The sequence below is a fragment of the Micromonospora sp. NBC_00821 genome (genome assembly GCF_036347035.1).
GTDB lineage: Bacteria > Actinomycetota > Actinomycetes > Mycobacteriales > Micromonosporaceae > Micromonospora > Micromonospora hortensis.
The window spans coordinates 4,239,253-4,260,352 of record NZ_CP108880.1; the positions used below are offsets into that span (position 1 = coordinate 4,239,253).

Consider the following 21,100-nt stretch of genomic DNA (forward strand, 5'->3'; position numbering starts at 1 on the left):
GGTTCCGGCGGTCACCTGCGTCGGAATGGCCATCGACGGGCATGGTCAGCACCGACGGGCCGCGATAAATTATCGGGACGTTTTCGGAACCTGCCAGGCCGGCTGGGGCGCGCGGCACGAGGGCGGCCCGACCGGATGGTCGGGCCTCCCCCACCGCCGCTCAGTAGATGTCCCGCCCTCGCTCGTCCGGCACCCCGGACTTGCGGAAGAAATACGTGTTGATCTGGTCGCGCCACTCGGTGGCGCAGCGCACCTGCTCGTCGAGGCGTTCGGCGACCCGCTCGTACACGCTCGGGTCGATCATGCCGGTCAACGTCTGCCACTTCCGTCGCATCACCGTCACCTCCTCGACCCCCGCGAAGTGGGTGTCGTAGATGTGCTGGATGACTGTCGAGCCGCTACGCAGCACATGCCCGTACGGCACATGGTGGAAGAAGAGCAGCAGCTCGTCGGGGCAGGTCTCGGGTGACTCGTACACCTGCGCCCAGTACGGCGGGTACTGGACGGCGAAACCGGTGCCCGACGCGCGACTGCGGTCCACGCCGACGCCGTCGCGGTCGGCGAAGTGGTAGGTGCCCCACCGCGTGTACTCGTACCCGTCGACGCCGGGGCCGTAATGGTCGCCGGGGTTGACCATGAAGCCGACGCCCAGCGGGGCGGTGTAGCGCTCGTACGTGCGCCACGAGTCGTCCATGATCTCGTGCAGGGTCCGCCGCACCAGCTCCGCGTCGGCGGTCGCCGACGGCGGAAAGGTCAGTGTGATCCACTCGTCGAGGACGGCCGTCGGGTCCCGTCGAGGGTCCCAGGCGAGCCGGCCGAACGTGTACAGGTTGGCCTGCGCCAACGGATGCCCGGTCCAGAAGAGGTCGTCGCCGACGTTGGCGACGGCGACCATCCCGCCGCCCGCCGCCGACTCGCCCGTGACCACGTCGGCGATCGTCCGCCCGCCCGGCCCCCAGGGGGCGAAACCGAGGACCTCACCCCACCACGGGCCGAGGTGGCAGACGTGCCGCTGTTGGCCCGTGTACTCCTGGGTGACCTGCAACTCCACCGCCAGCCGGGTCGCCGGCATCGCGGCGAGCACCGGTGAGACCGGCTCGCGGGTCTGGAAGTCCACCGGGCCGAACTTCACCTGGACGACCACGTTGGTGCGGAACCGCCCGTCGAGCGGGGCGAAGTGGTCGTACGCGGCCCGAGCCCGGTCGGTGGACCGGTCCCGCCAGTCCTGGTGGTGGTTGTAGACGAACGCCCGCCAGTGCACCACTCCCCCGTGCGGGGCGAGCGCCTCGGCCAGCAGGTTCGCCCCGTCGGCGTGGTCACGGCCGTACGTGAACGGGCCGGGTTGCCCCTCCGAGTCCGCCTTCACCAGGTAGCCGCCGAAGTCCGGGATCCGGTCGTACACCCGCCGGGTGGTAGCGGCCCACCAGACCCGCACCGCCTCGTCCAGGGGGTCGGCGGTCGGCAGGCCACCGAGGACCACCGGCGCGGCGAAGCTGACCGACAGGTGCACCCGGATGCCGTACGGGCGCAGCGCGTCGGCGATCTCGGCCACGTCGCCGAGCCGTTCGGTGAGCAGCAGCGCCTCGGTACGGGCCACGTTGACGTTGTTCACCGATATCGCGTTGACCCCGCAGGAGGCCAGCAGCCGCCCGTACTCCCGCACCCGGGCCAGGTCGCCGCGCGGACGGCCGTCCCGCCAGAAGATCGAGCCGCCCGCGTACCCCCGTTCGACCTGGCCCATCACCGGGTGCACTGCCACGTTGTCCCAGTGGTTCAGCATGCGTCGGCGCAGCGCCGGCCGATGCCGCTCCGGGGGGCGAGCCGGGTCGAAGGCCGCCGCGCAGAGCCGGACCACGTGGAAGAGCCCGTACAGCAGGCCGGCGGGAGCGTCGGCCAGCACCGCTGTCACGTCGCCAGCCCGCGCCAACACGAAACCCTCGTCGCCGAGCGTCCCGCCGTCGCCCAGCTCGACCAGCGCCGCCTCACCTGCCGCGCGCGCCGCCTCCACCGCCGGGTTGGGCAGCTCAGGGGCGTCGCGCAGGGCGAGCACCAGGTCGACGTCGACGTCCCAGGACGGGGAATGCCACACCCTCCCGCCGTATCGCGCGCAGGCGCGTGAGACCTCGTTGAGGACGGTGTCGACGAGCAACCCCTCGCCGTGCAGCAGGATGCGGCGCGCGCCGAGCGACCGGAACGCCTCCGGGGGCAGCCAGGCCGGATGGACGCGCGGCTCGCCACCGTCCATCGGCTCCTCGACGAACATCAGCTGCTCCAACTCCACCGACTCTTCGGCGTTCACCGGTCCTCCTCCAGCACGACAACCCCGTACGCCGGCAGCCGCAGCGCGCCGCCGGCCGCCGTACGGTCGCCGGTGAGCAGGTCGACGCCGCCGATCCGGGCGGTCACCTCGACCGGCTCGGCGCGGTGGTTGAGCAGAAACAGCAGCCGCGACCCGTCCGCCGCGACCCGCACGGCGGATTCCAGGTTCGGCACGTCCGGGTAGGGCCCGAGCAGGTCGTGCCGGGCGAGCACCTGCCGCACCACCCAGGACACCCCGGCCTGGTCCAGTCCGGCCGCCACGTACCAGCCGTCGCCGGCGCCGAAGGAGTTGCGCGTCACCGCCGGGGTGCCCGCGTAGAAGTCGGCCTGGTAGGTGCCGATGACCTGCGCGCCCTGTGGAATCACCAGCTCGAACAGCAGCCGCGCGTCGACGTCGAGCTGATCCGCGCCGTCGCCGAGGTGGACCGTGTTGACCACGTCCGGGCCGCGGGCGTCCCACTCGTCGACCCGGACGCCCATGAGCTGCCCGAGCGGGCCCGGTACGTCCATCAGGAACGCCTGGTCGTTCTCGTCCACCCGGCCGGACAGGTAGGTGGTCAGCACCGACCCGCCGCGCGTCGCCACCGCCTCCAGCCGCTGCGGCAGGTCACCCTTGAGCAGGTGCAGGGCCGGGGCCACGACCACGTCGTAGCGGGACAGGTCGGCGGTCACCGCGATGACGTCCAGGTCCACACCGGCGTCCCAGAGCGCCCGGTGGTACGCGAGCACTACCTGCTGGTAGCGGACCAGCCGGGACGGGCCGTCGGACAGCTCCAACGCCCACCAGCTGTCCCAGTCGAACAGCAGCGCCACCCGGGCCGGGGTCCGCGCGCCCAGCGACGCCGGGCCGAGCCGTTCCAGTTCGGCGCCCAGCTCGGATACCTCCCGGAACACCCGGGTGTCGGAGCGACCGGCGTGCCCGATGACCGCGCCGTGGTACTTCTCGCTGGCCCCACGAGAGGCACGCAGCTGAAAGAAGAGCACCGCGTCGGCGCCGTGCGCCACCGCCTGCCAACTCCACAGCCGCATCAGACCGGGGCGCTTCAACGGGTTGACGTCGCGGCACGCGGTGAAGCTCGGGGTCTGTTCCATCAGCCAGAACGGCTGGCCGCCCTTGAGCCCGCGCATCAGGTCGTGGGTCAGCGCCATCCGGGCCGCCGACTCGTCGTCGGGCGGGTAGTTGTCCCAGGAGACGAAGTCCAGATGAGGGGCCCAGCGGTGGTAGTCGATCGGGCGGTACATGCCCATGAAGTTCGTGGTCACCGGCAGCGTCGGGCTGCACTCCCGGATGGCCGCCTTCTCGTCGCGGAAGTTGGTCAGCATCGCGTCGGAGGTGAACCGTAGGTAGTCCAGTGTGATGCCCGGGAACGCCGTGTGATCCGGGCCGCGCCAGTGCTCGGTCAGCGCCGACGGCGGCTCGATCTCGTCCCAGTCGGTGAAGGTGTGTGACCAGAAGGTGGTGTACCAGGCCTCGTTCAGCTCGTCGAGGGTGCCGTAGCGGTGACGCAGCCAGTTCCGGAAGCCGGCCGCGCAGAGCGCGCAGTAACAGGCGCCGCCGTACTCGTTGCCGACGTGCCAGGCGAGCACCGCCGGGGTGTCGGCGTAGCGGCGGGCGACCCGGCGGGCCAGCTCCGTGGAGAGCCGGCGGAAGACCGGCGAGCTGGGGCAGGAGTTGTGTCGCTGGCCGAAGCGGTGCTTGCGGCCCTCGAAGTCGGTCCGGGTCACTTCCGGGTACGCCTTCGCCAACCATGGTGGGTGAGCTCCGGTGCCGGTGGCCAGGCAGATCCCGCGTCCCTCGGCACTGGCACGCTCGACGATCCTGTCCAGCAGCGCGAAGTCGTAGGTGTTCTCGGCGGGCTGGGTGAGCGCCCAGTCGAACACCCCGAGGGTGACCAGGTCGATCCGTGCGCTGTCGAAGAGACGGTAGTCCTGCTTCCACACGTCCTCGGGCCACTGTTCCGGGTTGTAGTCGCCCCCGAAGGGCACCTTGGCGCTGAGGGGCAGGCTCATGAGGTGAACTCCTTCCGGATCAGGTGGATCATCGGATCGCTGATGCGCAGGTACGCCAGCACCGCGATCGACGCGAGCAGCATCAGCACCGCTTCGGAGAAGACCGCGGTGATCCCGGCCGCCGCGGCCAGCAGCAGGGCGTTGCCGAGGGAGACACCGGGGGTACGCACGAGGAAGTGCACGGCCAGCCGGAACACGTCGCGGGTGCGGAAGTCGAACAGCGAGGTGATCACCACGGCGTTTGCCGCGCAGAGCGTCACGCCCACTCCGATCAGCACCAGCGGCACTGCCCACCAGCTCGACAGGCCCACCGCACCGCGGTACGCGAGGTTCACGGCGAGCACCGTCAGCCACAGCAGCGTCGGCACCCAGACGCGCAGCACGCCGGACACGTTGGCCCGGTAGCCGCGCCAGAACAGGGCGGCCGGGTGCAGGTCGGTCAGGTCGGTTCGCTGGTGGCGCAGGGCGTACAGGGCGGCGGAGATCGCCGGGCCGATCGGCACCAGGAGGAGCGCGGCCAGCGGCAGGTTGCTGGGGTCGCGGCCCAGCAACAGCAGCGGGAGCAGGGCGGGCAACGTGGTGAGCAGCAGGAGCAGCTCGACCACGAGCAGGATGTAGACGCGCGAGGTGATCCGCGACAGTGGTCCGTCGCCGAACTGTCGCCGGGTCTGAGTCGCGCCACTCACGCTCGCTCCCTCCGGTCGACTCAGCTGATCCGTGGTCGCGGGAGTCCGGTCGGGCCGCGACAAGGCCGCCCGACCGGACTCCGCTGATCAGCCGTTGTTCTTCTGGAACCGCTCGTACGCCTTGTTGACCAGGTCGATGTACTGGTCGGAGTTCTTTGCCTTCAGCTCGGCCACGTACGCGTCCCACTCGCTCAGTGGGCGCTGGCCCAGGGCGAACTTCAGCGTGTTCTGGGTGACGAAGTCCTTCAGCGGAGTCTCCCAGAGCGACACCTGCTCGCGCTCCTCGTCGGTCAACGGAGCGGGCGGGGGCACCAGCCTCGGCGTGCGAGCGTCCATCACCTTCTGGAACTCCAACTCCTCCGGCGAGAAGAACCCACGGACCAGGTCGGGGGTGCCACCGTAGGAGAAGACACCGTTCTGGAAGCCGAACTCCTTCTGCAGGTGCTTGGTGCCCTTCGGGTTGACCCCGAGGAAGTCGACGTCGGGCGTGACCGAACGCTTGCCCGAGGCGTCCTTGGTGAAGGTGGTGCCCTCGACACCCCACTTGGCGAACTCCATGCCGGCGTCGGAATACCAGAGCCAGTCGATGAACTGCATCATGGCCACGAAGTTCTTGCTCTCCCGGGCCTTCGAGGAGATCATGATGCCGTTCTCCAGCCGGGGGAACGGGTTGATCTCGCCGGCCGGGCCGATCGGCAGCGGGATCTTGGCCATCTTCGCGCTCGGCAGGGTCTTGGCCAGGTCGGGCCGGTGATTGTTGACGAGCGTCTGCGCGTTGCCGGTGACCACGAAGGACTTGCCGTTGGCCAGCTTCTGCCGTGCCTGGTCATCGGTCTGGGTGAAGCTCTCCGGGTCGAGCAGGCCCTCGGCGACGAGCTTGTGCAGGTAGGTGAGCATCTGCTTGTACTGCTCGGACGCGCCGGTGTAGTTGAACTTCTTCGCCGCCGGGTCCCAGGTGGCGTGCTGGTAGTCCCAGCCGGCCTGGGTGCCGTGGGCCGAGCCGAGGATGTTCAGCAGGGCCCCGGTCGGGTTGGGCTTGCTGAACAGGTCGGAGTACGGGTAGACGTTCGGGTACTTCGCCTTCATCGCCTTGAGCACCGTGTACAGCTCGTCCCAGGTCTTCGGGACGGCCAGGTTGAGCTCCTGCATGATGTCGGTGCGCACCAGAACCGTGTAGTCCTGGGTGGGCTTCTCGTGCATGCCGGGCAGCAGGTAGAACTTACCGTCGGACTGCCGCAGGTTGTCGATCTCCGGCTTGAGGTTCCACTTGGTGATCTTTTCCTTGAGGTTGGGCATCAGATCCAGGTAGTCGCTCACCGGGAGGATCGCCCCGGAGGACACGAACGCGTTCTCCTGCGGGTGGTACGTCTTCGGGATGATCAGCGGGGCGTCCCCGGCGCCGATCAGCAGGCTGCGCTTCTGCTCGTAGTCGCTCAGCGGCACGGCCACCGGTTCGATCTTGACGTTGGTCCGCTTGGTGAGCTCCGACCAGAACAGCCAGTCTTCCTTCAGGGGATAGAACGTGTGGTTGTTGTAGAGGGTGGAGAACGAGAGCGCCTCGGTGGCCTTGAACTGGTCACCGACGCCGTAGTTGGCCATCGCGCCGACCCGGTTCTCGGAGAGGTCAGTCGACTCACCGGGGTCCTCGGAACAGGCGGTGGCAAGGGAGAGCGCAAGCAGACCCGCTGTGGCTACTGCCACGCGGCGCCACGTCTTGTGGAGCATGGCTCGTCCTTTCGGTGGTGGGGGGTTGCGTTGGGGAAGCGGTGTGGCGCCGGCGTCATCCCTTGACCGCGCCGAGCATCACTCCGCGGACGAAGTACCGCTGGACGAAGGGGTAGATCGCCAGGATCGGCAGGGTGGTGAGCACGATCGTCACGGCCTGGAGGGTGGCCGCGGCCTGGACCTTGTCGGCATCGGCCGCGGCCGACTCGGCGCTCGTGGCGCCCGCGATCAGGTTGCGGAGGTACACGGTGACCGGCAGCAGATCCTGGCGGTCGATGTAGAGGAACGCGGTGAACCACGAGTTCCAGAAGGACACCGCGTAGAAGAGCACCATCGTCGCGATGATCGCCTTCGAGAGCGGCAGCACGATCCGCAGGAGGGTGCCGTACGTGTTCAGCCCGTCGACGGCCGCGGCCTCCTCCAGCTCGCTCGGCAGACTCTCGAAGAACGCCTTCATCACCAGCAGGTTGAACACGCTGATGGCATTGGGGATCACCACGGCCCAGATGGTGTTCTTCATGCCCAGGCTGGTGACCAGCACGTAGTTGGGGATCAGGCCACCGGAGAAGAACATGGTGAACAGCGCGACACCGATGAGGAACGGGCGCCCCTTGAGCTGCGGCTTCGACAGCACGTACGCGTAACACGTGGTCAGCACGATCGAGATGAGCGTGGCGACCACCGTGTACACCACTGTGTTGCGGTAGTTCGTCCAGAACATCGCGTCCGACATCAGCAGCTTGTACGCGGTCAGGTCGAAGCCACGCGGGACGATTGTCACCTTGCCGGCGATGATGTACGCCTCTTCGCTGAGCGACCGGGCCACGATGTTGAGGAACGGATACAGCGTCACGACCACGACGCCGAGCAGGACGATCGTGTTGACCACCCGGAAGATCCGGTAACCCCGGCTGTCCACCGGCCCGCGCGTCTTCGGGGCGTCGATCTTCGTACCGAGGGTCACCACAGGCTCGTCCCCACAGTGCGACGGGAGATGACGTTCGCCGACAGGACGAGGATCAGCCCGATCACCGCCTCGAAGAGGCCGATGGCGGCCGCGTAGCTGAAGTTGCTCGACTGGAAGCCCATCCGGAACAGATAGGTGGAGACCACGTCGGCTGTCGGATACGTCAACGGGTTGTAGAGCAGCAGGATCTTCTCGAACCCGACCGCCAGGAAGCTGCCGATGTTGAGGATCAGCAGGGTCACCATCGTCGGACGGATGCCGGGCAACGTGACGTGCCAGGTCTGCCGCAGCCGGCCGGCGCCGTCGATCCGGGCGGCCTCGTACAGGTCCTCGTCGACGGTGGTGAGGGCGGCGAGGTAGAGGATCGTGCCCCACCCGACGGTCTGCCAGACCTCGGACGAGACGTAGATGGTGCGGAACCACTCCGCTTTCTGCAGGAACGCCACCGGGTCGCCACCGAACAGGCTGACGATCTGGTTGGCAGTGCCCTCGATCGAGGTCAACTGCATGACCATCGCCGCCACGATCACGATCGACAGGAAGTGCGGCAGGTAGGACACGGACTGGACGAACCGCTTGAAGCGGCGGGCCCGGACCTCGTTGAGCAACAGCGCCAGCACGATCGGCAGCGGGAAGCAGAACAGCAGGGTCAGCGTCCCCAGCACCAGGGTGTTGGTGAACACCTCCCAGAACGTCGGGTCGCTGAGGAACATCCGGAAGTAGCGCAGCCCGACCCAGTACTCACCGAAAATGCTGCCGCCCGGCTTGAAACGGCGGAAGGCGATGATGTTGCCGATCATCGGCAGGTACCGGAAGACCAGGAAGAACAGCAGCGGCAGGATGGCGAGGGAGTAGAGCTGCCAGTCCCGGCGTAGCGCCTGCCGCCAACTGCGACGGCGTCGTGGCGAGCGCGGGGCAGGGCTCTGCGCCTGCTGCGGAGAACTCGGCGGCGCCGGCGGCGGTGGCCGCAGGGTGGATGTCATCCTTGGCCTCCTATGCCGACTGTGGAACGGCCACCAGGGGCTCGATCCGCACCGAGGTGAGCAGTTCCCGCTCGAAACCGACCTGGCGTTCGGCACCGACCAGCCGCAGCGGCAGGGCCGCCGCCACGTCGCCGCTCGATCGGCCGAAGCGCAGCTCGACGTCGCCGGGCTCGACGATCCGTTGGCCGGTCAGCCCGGTGAACGACGCCACGTCGGCAGGTACGCCGAACGTCACGTGCGCCACCTCACCGGCCGCCAACGGCAGCCGGGTGTAGCCGATCAGCCGGACCACCGGACGGGTGGTCTGCGCGACCGGGTCGTGCAGGTAGAGCTGCACGACCTCGGTGCCAGCCCGCTCACCGGTGTTGGCGACGGTGATCCGTACCCGCACCTCGCCGTCGACCGGCCAGGCGATCGGATCTTCGCGCGGTTCGACCACCGTCGCGTCGGACCACTCGAAGGTGGTGTAGCTCAGCCCGTGGCCGAACGGGTACGCCGGGGTCGGGTCGATCGAGGAGACCTTGTTGCGCCGGCCGAGCGGTGGCGCCAGGTAGGTGCTCGGCAGCCCGCCGGCGTCGCGGGGAACGCTGACCGGCAACCGCCCGGAGGGGTCGACCGCGCCGGTGAGCACCTCGGCGAGCGCCTGCCCACCGAGCTGTCCGAGGAAGAACGCCTGCACCACGGCCGCCGCGTCGTCGAACTCCGGGCCGAGCGCGTACGGGCGGCCGGCCATCGACACCAGGACGACCGGGGTGCCGGTGGCGAGGACGGCGCGGACGAGGTCGCCTTGCACGCCGGGTAGTCGCAGGTCGACGGCGTCGCAGCCCTCACCGGAGGTGCCCCGGCCGAACATTCCCGCCCGGTCGCCGACGGCCAGCACGCACACGTCGGCGGCGGCCGCGGCGGCGACCGCGGCCGGGATGCCCGAGGTGTCCTCGCCGGTGATGGCGCAGCCCGGCTCGTGGGTGAGCAGCGGGACGCGTCGGGCCAACTCGTCGCGCAGTGTGGGGATGTCCAGGCCGAGCCCGAAGTCGCTGTGGTTGACGCCCACGTGGTTGGGGAACGAATAGCAGCCGAGCATGGCCATCGGGTCGTCGGCGACCGGACCGACCAGGGCGACCCGGCTACCCATGGGCAGCGGGAGGACGCCGGTGTTGCGCAGCAGGACGACCGACTCCCGGGCGAGGCGAAGGGCGATGTCCTGGCTGGCCTCGTCGTCGAGACGCAGGGACGCCACGTCGTCGGGCAGTTCCTGCCAGCCCTCGTCGAGCAGACCGAGCTCGATCTTCTGGGTCAGCACCCGACGCAGCGCGCAGTCGATCAGCGCCTCGTCGACCTCGCCACGGCGAGCCGCCTCCACCAGCGGCTCACCGAAGGCGTCAACCGTGGGCAGCTCGACGTCGATTCCGGCCCGCAGGGCGAGCCGGGCCGCGTCGGCGGCATCTCCGGCGACTCCGTGCAGGGTCTGGAGGAACCGTACGGCGAAGTAGTCGGCCACCACGGTGCCGGTGAAGCCCCACTCGTCACGCAACAACCCGGTCAGCAGCCCCCTGTCGGCCGCGACGGGTAGGCCGTCGATCTCGGCGTAGGAGTTCATCACCGAGCGCGCGCCGCCGAGGCGCAGCGCCATCTCGAAGGGCGGCAGAATGACGTCGGCCAGTTCGCGGCGCCCCATCGGCACCGGCGCGAGGTTGCGTCCGCCTCGGGAGGCGGAGTAGCCGGCGAAGTGTTTCAGCGTGGCCACCACGCCGGCCCGCTCCAGGCCCCGCACATAGGCGGCACCTGTCGTCCCGACCAGGTAGGGGTCCTCGCCGATCGTCTCCTCGGTGCGGCCCCAGCGGTAGTCCCGGGTGACGTCCAGCACCGGGGCGAGGCCCTGGTGCACACCGGCTGCGCGCATCGACCGCCCGATCCGGTCGGCCATCGCCTCGACCAGTTCGGGGTCGAAGGACGCGCCCCAGCTCAGCGGGGTCGGGTAGACGGTGGCCCGCCACGCCGCGAACCCGGTGAGGCACTCCTCGTGCACCTGCGCGGGAATGCCGAACCGGCTGGCGGCCACGATCTGCGCCTGCGAGGCCGCCAGCGACCGGGCGCCGGACACCGGGTCGACCGGGGCGGTGCCGAACGGGCGGGTCAGCTGGCCCAACCCGTACTGGATGACAGTGCTCCACTGCGGCAACTCGCTGATCATGTCCGACTGGTGCGGTGCGACGCCCTCGCCACTGGCGTCGGCGCCGACCCAGACCCCGACGAGCTGGGCGATTTTCTCTTCGAGGGACATCAATGGCAGAAGCGCCTCGGCCCGCTCGGTCGGCGACAGCCGCTGATCACGCCACGGCGCGGCGCCACCGTCCCCGAGCGACTGACTTCTCATCCCCTGACCCCTTAGCTCCGGCCACATCCCCGCGCCCTGGTGGAACCAGGTCTGTGGCGGACGTTTCCCACGATCCGAAACTTTCCGGAAACCTGCGTAACCTTTTCGGCAACCTAAGTGCCCCATCGATGCCTGTCAAGAGTCTCAATCGGACCACCAGGGGTTGTTTCCTGCACACGGTGATCCCACGATTGGCGCTCCGTCGCCGACAAGCCTCGCAATGCCGCTCGAATGCGCAGCCCGACTGCGACACCTACTGGCGTGAATGTCTCGTCATGTTAAGGTCGCCCGAAACTTTCGGATGTTGTATGAGGCCGCGATGACAGAGCACCGCCCGCTCGACCCACCCGCCTCCACCACCATCGCGACCATCGCCAACGATGTCGGCGTCTCGGTCGCGACCGTGTCCAAGGTCCTCAACGGACGCGGCGACGTCGCCCCCGGCACCAGGGCCCGGGTGGAGGCGAGCCTCGACCGCCACCAGTACCAGCGCCGCGCACGGCGACACGCGACAAGCGGCGGCCGGGTGGACCTCGTGTTCCACGAGTTCGACACGGGTTGGGCGATGGAGATCCTGCGGGGCGTCGAGGCGGTGACCTCCGCGGCCGGCATCGGGCTGTCGATCGCCCAACTCGACGGCGCGCACCGCCCGCCGGCACGATGGTTGGAGGCGTTACTCGCCGACCGCCCCCTGGGCGTGGTGTTCGTCCTCTCCCACCTGGCCGAGGCCCAGCAGCAGCACCTGCGCCGGCAGGGCATACCGTTCGTCGTCGTCGACACCGACAGCGCCACCTCGGCGTCCGTGCCGACCGTCGGGTCGAACAACTGGAACGGCGGCCTGCTCGCCGCCCGGCACCTGCTGGAGCTGGGGCACCGCCGGATCGCCATCATCTCCGGGCCACCCGACGTGCTGTGCAGCCGAGCCCGCGCCGCCGGCTTCCAGTCGGCCCACGACGAAGCCGGGATCGTGGTCGACCGCGAGCTGATCCGCTACGGCAGTTTCTCCGCCGGAGCGGGGCACGCCCACGGGCTGCGACTGCTCCAACGGCCGGACCGACCCACGGCGATCTTCGCCGGGTCGGACATCCAGGCCATGGGTGTGCTCCGGGCCGCCCGTCAGTGCGGCCTGCGAGTGCCCGAGGACCTCTCGGTGATCGGGTACGACAACCTGCCGGTCTCCGCCTGGACCGACCCGGCGCTCACCACGATCAACCAGCCGCTGCGCGACATGGCCGGCATCGCCACCCAGATGTTGCTCGACCTGACCAGGGGGAACGAGCCGGCGACCAGCCGGATCGACCTGGTGACCGAGCTTGTCGTCCGGGAGAGCACCGCGCCGCCCGCCCACCCGTACTGACCCCGGCCCCTGCGAGGACCCGTGCCCCACTCCGCCTCCACCGTCGACGACCTCCAGCGGTACGCACCCGAGGTCGCCGAACCCGACGACTTCGACGAGTTCTGGCGGGCCACGCTCGCCGAGGCGGCCGCCGTGCCGGTACTCGTCGACGTCCGCCCGGAACCCACCGACCTGCGGCTGCTCGACTCCTGGGACGTCACGTTCGCCGGCTTCGGTGGCGACCCGGTCCGCGCCTGGTACACCCGCCCGGCCGGGGTTCGAGAGCCGCTGCCGGCGGTGGTCGAGTACGCCGGCTACGGTCGCGGGCGCGGCCTGCCCCACGAACGGCCGACGTGGGCGGTGGCCGGGTACGCGCACCTGCTGATGGACAACCGGGGCCAGGCGGGGCAGCACGGCGCCGGGGACACCCCCGACCCGCACGGCGCGCCGGGCGGGCCCTGGCCGGTCACCTGGGGAATCCTCGATCCGCGCACCTACCACTACCGCCGCCTGATCACCGATGCGGTGCGGGCGGTCGAGGCGGTCCGCGCCCTACCGGGGGTCGACGATGACCGGGTCACGGTGGTGGGCAACAGCCAGGGCGGCGGCATCGCCCTGGCGGTGGCGGGTCTCGTCGAGGAACTCAGCGCGGTGTTGACCACCGCCCCGTTCCTCTGCGACATGCGCCGGGCCGTCGCGCTCACCGACCTCGCGCCGTACGGCGAGATCGCCCGGTACCTGGCGGTGCACCGGGAGGCCGAGGAGGCGGTGTGGCACACGCTGTCCTATGTCGACGGGGTGAGCTTCGCGCGTCGGGCGACGGCGCCGGCGCACTTCGGGGTCGGCGGACGCGACACCGTCTGCCCGCCGCGAACCGCCTTCGCCGCCTACAACCACTACGGTGCGGCGATCGGAAGGTCGGTCCCGCCCGAGCGGGAGATGCACGTCTACCCGTTCAACGGCCATGAGGGCGGGGAGGCCGTGCACGTGCGGCGTCAGCTGCGCTGGCTGGGCTCGGTGCTCCACGCAGCTCGGGCTTGAGCGCGTCCGACGATCGATGGTGCCGCTCGCTGGGGTTGATCTGGCGGTTACCCGACTGTGCTCCAGTCGTGTGGGAGCCGCCCGCAGCGGGCAATATGAGCTGGCAGAGGATCCGCACGACGCCTTCTGATGACAGGTCGGGGTGCGCGCCATGGCTCAGCGGGTAACTGTCCACAGTGACGACGAACTGGCCGGGGTTCCGCGGAGCCCGGATACCGCAGAGCTCATCCGGTGGTATCTCGACGATCACCTGCGGACGTCGTTCGAGATCGGCGACGTCCGGGCCGGACAGGCCGAGACAGCCATCGCCGGCGAGGTCCGTCCACCGACGCCGGCGCCAGCGCCGGTAGATCTGCCGGGAGCGCAGTTGCGTGTGATCGTCCTGTTCGGCGACCCGGACGGCAGCGGGCAGCATCGGCTGGTGGCTCGGCAGGTGGCGGATCGGCTCGGCGCGCTGCGGACGCCGGTCGGTATCGAGGCCTACTACACCCCCTATGGACCCGATCCCGAAAAGGTGGTCGCGCACGTGCGGTCACAAGCTGAGGCGGGCCGGCCCTTTCACCTCATCCACGTCGAGGACGGGGTGCCGATACAGGACGGCATCGGCGCGCTCGGCGTACCGATCGTGGTGCTTCCCGGTGGTCGGTCCGACCCGGCGAGCCGAGAGGCGGTCAGGGCCCAGGCGGTCCGCATCGTCGAGGATGGCGCCAAGGCGGTCATCACCCTTGGTTCGGCACTGCACGCGACGGCCGCGGCGGAGTTCCTCCTGACCGTCTACGACGAACTGCTCAGCGGAGGGCATCTGACGGAGGCGGTCGCCGCAGGCCGCCGTCGTCTCGCTCAAGGAACCTCCGACTCGGTCGTCCGGCGGCGCGCCGACCGGCTGCTGCCTGCGCTCTTCCTCAGCGCCGACCCACGTATTCCCCGGGCACACACCGATCGCGAGCCCGGTCGCACCGACGAGAAGCTGAACGAGTTGCGAGACGCTCGCGGCAACCGCCCGGGAACATTGCACTCGATGTCCGATCCCGTCGGGTGCGACTCACTGATCGCCGCGACCCAGGCCGCAGCGCGGCAGAAGAGACCGGTGATCCTGCACGGACCATCCGGCTCGGGCAAGAGCGAGGCGGCCCGGGCCTTCGGACGGTGGTGGGTGACCACGGGGCAGACGGCCGGATACGAGCGCGTGCTCTGGCATCCGATCGAGTCTGGGGCGCCGACGTTCGCGGCCGCGCACCTCGCCGCCGCGCTCAGCCGCCTGGTCCACGGACGTGACCATCAGCCGCTACGTCCCGGCAACCGCGCCGCCTGGGTGGACCGGGTGCTGACCGCGCTGTCCGATCGGCCGATGCTGATCTTCCTGGACGGTCTGGAGATCGCCCACTCGCTGCCCGACCCGGGTTGCACGACCCCGGTCCTCACCGCCGCGGAGGCCGGTGAGTTCGCCGACTTTGTCCGCCGGCTGACGGAGACCGGCAGCACCGTCGTGATCACCAGTCGCACCACCGAGGACTGGATCGTCGACGCCACCCGCATCGAAGCCCGCGGCTTCGGCCAGGCCGAGGCGATGGAGTTCACCGAACGACAACTGTCGGAGGCGACACGGTCCCGGCCGGCGTTTCTCGAGGTGATGCGACGAATCGGCGGCAACCCGTTGAGCCTGCGCCTGGCCGTACCCCTGCTGCAGTCGGGAACGCCGGAGCAGTTCCTCGCCGAATCCGGCCTCGTGACAGCGCTACCCGCCGAGGAACAGACGTCGCTGCCGTGGGTGTTCGCGTACGCCCTGACGAAGTTGAGCCCGCACGCGCGGCGCCAGCTTGTCGTGACCAGCCTGTTTCGGGACTACGCCGACCTCGACGCGCTTGGCCTGGTGTCTCGTCATGGGCACATCCCGGCCCGGATCGCCGATCGTGACGCCGACGTGTGGAAACCGATTCTGGAGGAGGCGAGCCGGGCCGGCCTGTATCGCTACGCCGGCAGTTACCTCTACCTGCTCGACCCCGCGGTCCGCCGCTACCTGGACCTGGCCTGGCGGGTGGAGGCCGCTGAATCGTACGAGGCGGAGCACGGAACGACCTCGCGCTTCCTGTACCACATCTACGCGCAGATCGGACCTATGCTCCTCAAGCACGACCTGGCCGGCGAGGACCCCGAACTCACGTTCTGGATGATCCACTTCCAGCGGCACACCTACGGCACGGTAGTCGGCGGCGCGCTCGCGGACGGCGACTGGGGTATGGCCGCAACCATCTATCAACCGCTGGACGAGCTGGCAGACAGTCGGTGCCTGTACGCGGAATCCCTGCTGTGGTTCGAGCGTTGCCGCGACGCGCTCGACAGCGACGAAGGATGGCCGCCTCCGCTCGGCGGCAGGGCCGGCACCCTCTGGCACCAGCAGATGATGGCGCAGGCCCGCAAGTGGCTGCGTGCCGGCGACGTCGATCACGCCGAACGGCTCTACCTGCAGGTGCATGACGCCATCGCGGCACGCGACGAGTTCACGAAGAGTCTGCGGGTGCTCGAACACCAACTCGGCCGGGTCGCCGAGACCCGCCAGCGCTGGGACGACGCAGAACGGTGGTACCGCCGGGCGCTGGTCGGCGTGGACGAATCGGAACGCGCCAACACGTACCATCAGCTCGGTTTCGTCGCGGAGAACCAAGGCGATCTCGAGGAGGCGGAACGTCTCTACCGGCAGTCACTCGACATCGTGACCCGGGCAGGGGATCGGGCCGCCCAGACCATCCGACTGCAGTCGCTGGCGATCGTGGCGAGAAAGCGGGACCGTCTCGGTGCGGCCGAGCATTGGCTGCGGCTGGCCCTGGACGCGCATCTGGCCATGGACGACCGCGTTGGCACCGCCGCCGTCTATCGCAATCTGGGTGAGGTTCTCGAGGAACGCGGTCGGCTTGAGGACGCTGAGCAGCTCTATCGGCGCTCCGCTGAACTGTTCCTGCACAAGTCCGAGACAACCAGGTACGGCGATGTCTGCCGGCTGCTCGGCCTCGTCACCCAGAGGCGCGGCAAACCCGCCGAGGCGCAGCACTGGCAGACTCAGTTCGTCGAGGTCGCCGAGCAGGTCGGCGATCCCCGCGCAATGGCGGACGGCTACGACAACCTCGGTCAGCTACTCGATCAGCAGGATCGGCCGGACGAGGCCAAGACCTGGCTCCGCAAGATCATCGCTCTCGGCGAGGAGCGAGACTCGGATGGGCTGATCCTCCGTGGACGCCACGCGCTCGGTCGGCTCCATCTGCGCCGCCACGAAGAAGAAGCGGCCGAGCACGTCGTCCGGGAGGGGCTGGTCCAGGCGCAGAGACTGGATCGCGGCGCGCTGGCTGGCACCTACGGTCTGCTCGCTCAGATCGGGATGTCGCGTGGAGACACTGGTCAGGCGCTGGACGACGCGATCAGTGGCGTCGCTCTGTTCGATGACTTTCACAGTGTCCATGGCCGGACCATTCTCGACTCGCCGGCGACCTCCCTCATCACCATCGCAAAGGCGGTGGGGTTCGGGGCGCTGGAGGAACGCTGGCAGACGGTAACCGGTACACCTCTGCCCGACGAGATCCGCGAGCAGTTGGCATTCGAAGAGGCGCTCGGCATCGACAGCGGCACCATGACGCGAAACGCCATCGCAGCCGGAATGACGGATCGCGGGGAACTGTCGGAGTACCTGCACGCGATGACGATGTGGTGGGCGTACCAGGCCGGGCTCGCCCAGGCCGACATGACGGAAGCGCTGGTCACCTTGGGCCGCCTGATGCCGGACCGGGAACAGTTGGTGCCCGAGCCACTGCGGGAGCTGCTGCGAACCATGACCGCCGCCGACCCCGGCGTGGCTGACAGTGACCCAGCGGCCTGGGGCGCCGAGGCGAGACGGCTGATGCTCGATCCCGACACCCGGGCCGATCCGGCCGCCCTCGACCGGCTGATCGGCCTGCTCCGCTCGTACCTCGGCACCCTGTCTGAGGGCTCACGGCACTGGGCCGCCTCACTGACCAACCTCGCCACCCAACTCCAGCACAGATTCCGCCTCCACGGCTCCGCCGCGGACCTGGACGAGGTCATCGAGATCGGCCGGACCGCGGTGGCGGCGTTTGGCGACATGCCGGAACCGCGCGCCGCGGCGCTCTTCAACCTGAGTAACGGCCTCGTCATCCGATACGAGGCCAGTGGCGCGACCGCCGACCTGGACGAGGCCATCGAAGGGCTGCGGATCGCGGCGGACCTGACGTCGCCGCATCACAACCGCATCCTCTCCACGCTGGCGGTCACTCTTCGGATGCGCTTCGAGCGCACTGGAGCGGCTGGCGACGGGGACGACGCGGTAACCCTGGCACGCCAGGCTCTGAACGGCACGGATCCCAGCGATCCGGAGCTTCTCGGAGCGTTGATGAGCCTGTCGGCGGCGCTGTTGGAACGCTTTCAGCAACGCACCGTACCCGCGGACATCGAGGAGGCCGCGGAGTACGGCCACCGTGCGGTCACGGCGGCCCAGCCGGGTGGTCGTGACCGCATGAAGGCGCTGAGTAACCTGGGCCGGATCCGCACCCTGCTGTTCGGCATCACTCGCCGTACGGCTGACATCGACGGCGCCGTCGAGGCCACCGGCCAAGCCGTCGACCTCTGCGACGAGGACGACCCGGATCGACCATCGTTGTTGGTGAACCACGTAGGGGCGATGGCCGTCAGGTACACCACCACCGGACGCGACGACGGGTTGGAGGCCGTACTGGACGACGCCCGCCGCTGCGCCGACCGAGCAGTCCCGACCGTCCGCTCCCAGCTACTGAGCGGGGTGGCGATCATCCTCCAGCACCGCTACCGGCTCTCGATGCGTCCCGAGGACGGCGCGGCCGCAGCTCGGGCCGTGCGAGCGGCTGCCGCCGAACCCGAGAAGATGGCGATCATCGACGTGGCGCTAGGCCTCTACCACGGCTCGGCCGAGGACGACGGTGCCGCGGCTCGGCTCATAGCGAGCAGCCGCGCCGAGATCGAGGCTGCGGAGGCCGACGGCACCCAGCCCGGCTCGACCCTTCTCAGCATGCTCGGCGGCGCCCTCCTGATCAGATTCGAGCAGTCGGGCGAGCGAGCCGATCTTGAAGAGGCGATCGCCGTCCTCCACCGGGCCGTCTCTCAGGCCGAAGACAGAGCGACGCCGCGCCCATCCTCCGACCTGCGGCGGGTACAACTGGCGTCCGCCCTGCTGCTGCGCTCGGAGGTGGAGGGAAGCCGCGACGACATCGAGGAAGCTGTCACGCTACTGCGGGACGCGGTCACCGGTCTCCCGGCGGAAGGGTCGGACCGGGTGATCGCCATGCTCTCCTATGCGTGGGCGCTGCACGGCCGGTTTCGGTACAGCAGCGACGTGGGCGACCTCGACCTGGCCGCTGCCGTATCCCGTCGGGCGATCGCCTCGACACCCACTGACCATCCCGGGAGCCGGGTCGAGCTTCTCACCGCCCTGGCCGAGATCCTGACCGAGCGGTACAGGTACACGGGCAACGGCAACGACCTCCTGCAAGCCGTACAGGTGTCCCGCGAAGTCACCGAGACGCTGCCCGCAGACGACCCGGCCCGCATCGGTCACCTCATCTCCCTGGCCTCCCGGCTGCACACCCAGTACGAGCACGACGCCGATCCGGCTACGCTAGCGGCCGCGATCACGACCGCCACGGAGGTCACGGCGCTGGCACCACCCGGTGCCGCCGACCACGCGGCGGGGCAGGCCACACTCGCCCGGATCCTGCTGACGGCGAGCGAGCCAGAATTGGGTGGGGACATCGACCTCGCCGTCGACGCGGCGCTGCGGGCGGTGAACGCCACCACCGTCGAGGACGTCAACCGCCCACAGTGGCTCGCGGTATTGGCCGAGGCGCTGGTCGGGCGCGCGCTGACCCGATCGTCCGCCGACGACCTGCAGCTCGCCGCGGAAGCACTCATCTCCGCGCTTCACCTGGACCCCGGGAACGCCAGCCTGCGCGCCGATTGGGCGAATCTCTTCGACCTGGGCATGGCTGGTTCGCCCGATCCGGAGACGCCAAAATACGCGATGCGGTACTGGCACGATGCCGCCCTCGCCCCGCGCACACAGCCGGCGCAGCAGGCGCGATCGGCACGCGCGTGGGCGGAACGAGCCGCTGTGGCAGGCGACCTCGGCCAGGTCCGGGAGGCCGTCGAACTAGTCACCGGCCTGCTGCCGCAGCTCGTGGAAGAGGGGCTCAGCGAAGCCGACCGGCTGCGTCACCTGGAAGACCTCCAGGGTCTCGGACCACTCGCGGCCTGGATGGAGCTCGCCGCCGATCCGCCGCGGCTCGAGGCGGCCTGGGAGCGGCTGGAGAACGGCAGGGCGTTCCTCGTCCGTCAGGCGCTCGACGCGCACAACGATCTGACCGGCCTGCGCCATGACCATCCGTCGATCGCCGAAGACGTCGAGCAGCTACGGTGGTTGCTCGCCCAAAGCCACCGCCGGGACCACACCGCCGGACCCGGCGGGTACGAGCCGCGGGAGCTGGCATCGCAATGGCGCGACCTTCTCGACCGGATCCGGGCGCTGCCCGGCCACGAACGGTTCGGGCTGCCGCCCACTGTAGGCGACCTGCGCGCGGTCGTCGGTGAACGCACAGTGGTGGCCATCAACGTCACCCCGTACGGGTGCGCCGCGCTCATTCTGACCGCGGACACGGCCGACCACGTTCCGCTGCCCGAGCTCCGGCAGGATCGACTACGTGAGCAGGCCGACCGGTTCCTCCGAGCGGTCGACCCCGGTCCCGACCACGAGTACGACGCAAACGGGGTGCGCGCGGTACTCGCGTGGTTGTGGGACACGACGATGGAGCCGGTCCTGCACGCGCTGGGGCACACCACCGCGATCGGCGCGGACGAGGCCTGGCCGCAGATCTGCTGGATGCCCACCGACGTGCTGTCGATGTTGCCGCTGCACGCGGCAGGCCACCATGACGACGACGAGGGGGACCCGGCGCGCCGGATCACCCTGGACCGGGTGGTCTCGTCGTACACGCTGACCGTCCGTTCCCTGGACCAGCGTGGCCGGCCGGCCACGATCGACGGCACGGGCGTGCTCCTCGTCGGCAGCAACTCTCCCGTCGGGGACGGGTACGCGCCGCTGGCCCTCGCCGAAGCCGAGTGTGAAGCGGTGCGACGCATCCTCGGCGCCGTGCCGGAACCACTGGTGGGCGACCGTGCCAACCCGGCAGCGGTGCTGGCCGCGCTACCCGGGACGACGATCGCGCATTTCGCCTGCCACGCCGTGGCGGACTTCGACGACCCGGCGGCCGGCTATCTGCAACTACACGACGACGTACTGACCGTGGGACAGCTCATGAGTGCCGACGCGCCTCGGGCATGGCTTGCTTATCTCTCCGCCTGCACCACCGGGGTCGTCTCGCCGCGGCTGCTCAACGAGCCGGTCCACCTCGCCTCGGCGTTCCAGATCGCGGGTTTCGTACACACCATCGCCACCCTGTGGCCGATCTCCGACGTACTCGCACCGTTCGTGGCCTGGCATCTCTACCGCAACCTGACACGAGGGCTGCCACCCGCGGTAGCCCTCCATCACACGATCCACGCCGTGCGGAAGCGTCATCCCCACAAACCGCAGTTCTGGGCTTCACACATCCACTTCGGACCGTGAGC

General features: G+C 69.5%; 10 protein-coding genes. 3 read left to right on the plus strand and 7 right to left on the minus strand.

Going from position 1 to position 21,100, the window contains the following annotated elements:
• Window positions 1-160: 160 nt before the first annotated feature.
• The 7 genes from OHB44_RS19500 to OHB44_RS19530 all read right to left on the minus strand — a co-directional run bounded on the left by OHB44_RS19500 (window position 161) and on the right by OHB44_RS19530 (window position 11,064).
• Complete coding sequence (locus OHB44_RS19500; RefSeq protein WP_330437790.1) at window positions 161-2,299, minus strand: alpha-glucuronidase; 2,139 nt, start codon at window positions 2,297-2,299, stop codon at window positions 161-163.
• Window positions 2,296-4,329, minus strand: a complete 2,034-nt coding sequence (locus tag OHB44_RS19505; RefSeq protein WP_330437791.1) for a beta-galactosidase — start codon at window positions 4,327-4,329, stop codon at window positions 2,296-2,298. Before OHB44_RS19505 ends, OHB44_RS19500 begins: the two co-directional genes overlap by 4 nt.
• Window positions 4,326-5,015, minus strand: a complete 690-nt coding sequence (locus OHB44_RS19510; RefSeq protein ID WP_330437792.1) for a DUF624 domain-containing protein — start codon at window positions 5,013-5,015, stop codon at window positions 4,326-4,328. Before OHB44_RS19510 ends, OHB44_RS19505 begins: the two co-directional genes overlap by 4 nt.
• A gap of 87 nt (window positions 5,016-5,102) precedes the next feature.
• Window positions 5,103-6,740, minus strand: a complete 1,638-nt coding sequence (locus tag OHB44_RS19515) for an ABC transporter substrate-binding protein (protein ID WP_238682525.1) — start codon at window positions 6,738-6,740, stop codon at window positions 5,103-5,105.
• Between the two features lie 55 nt (window positions 6,741-6,795).
• Window positions 6,796-7,704, minus strand: a complete 909-nt coding sequence (locus OHB44_RS19520; protein ID WP_238682526.1) for a carbohydrate ABC transporter permease — start codon at window positions 7,702-7,704, stop codon at window positions 6,796-6,798.
• Complete coding sequence (locus OHB44_RS19525; protein WP_238682527.1) at window positions 7,701-8,690, minus strand: ABC transporter permease; 990 nt, start codon at window positions 8,688-8,690, stop codon at window positions 7,701-7,703. The genes OHB44_RS19520 and OHB44_RS19525 overlap by 4 nt, the downstream gene beginning before the upstream one ends.
• A 10-nt stretch (window positions 8,691-8,700) precedes the next feature.
• On the minus strand, window positions 8,701-11,064 hold the full coding sequence (locus OHB44_RS19530) for a glycoside hydrolase family 3 N-terminal domain-containing protein (protein ID WP_330437793.1): 2,364 nt from the start codon (window positions 11,062-11,064) through the stop codon (window positions 8,701-8,703).
• Between the two features lie 319 nt (window positions 11,065-11,383).
• Between OHB44_RS19530 and OHB44_RS19535 the strand changes: the two genes are divergently transcribed.
• The 3 genes from OHB44_RS19535 (at window position 11,384) to OHB44_RS19545 (ending at window position 21,098) form a co-directional block, all read left to right on the plus strand.
• Window positions 11,384-12,421 (plus strand): LacI family DNA-binding transcriptional regulator, encoded by a 1,038-nt coding sequence (locus OHB44_RS19535; RefSeq protein WP_238682529.1) that lies wholly within the window; start codon window positions 11,384-11,386, stop codon window positions 12,419-12,421.
• 21 nt (window positions 12,422-12,442) lie between these two features.
• Window positions 12,443-13,441 (plus strand): acetylxylan esterase, encoded by a 999-nt coding sequence (locus OHB44_RS19540; protein ID WP_330437794.1) that lies wholly within the window; start codon window positions 12,443-12,445, stop codon window positions 13,439-13,441.
• A gap of 151 nt (window positions 13,442-13,592) precedes the next feature.
• A complete protein-coding gene (locus tag OHB44_RS19545; RefSeq protein WP_330437795.1) occupies window positions 13,593-21,098 on the plus strand; it encodes a CHAT domain-containing protein in 7,506 nt (2,501 codons plus the stop codon).
• Window positions 21,099-21,100 lie beyond the last annotated feature (2 nt).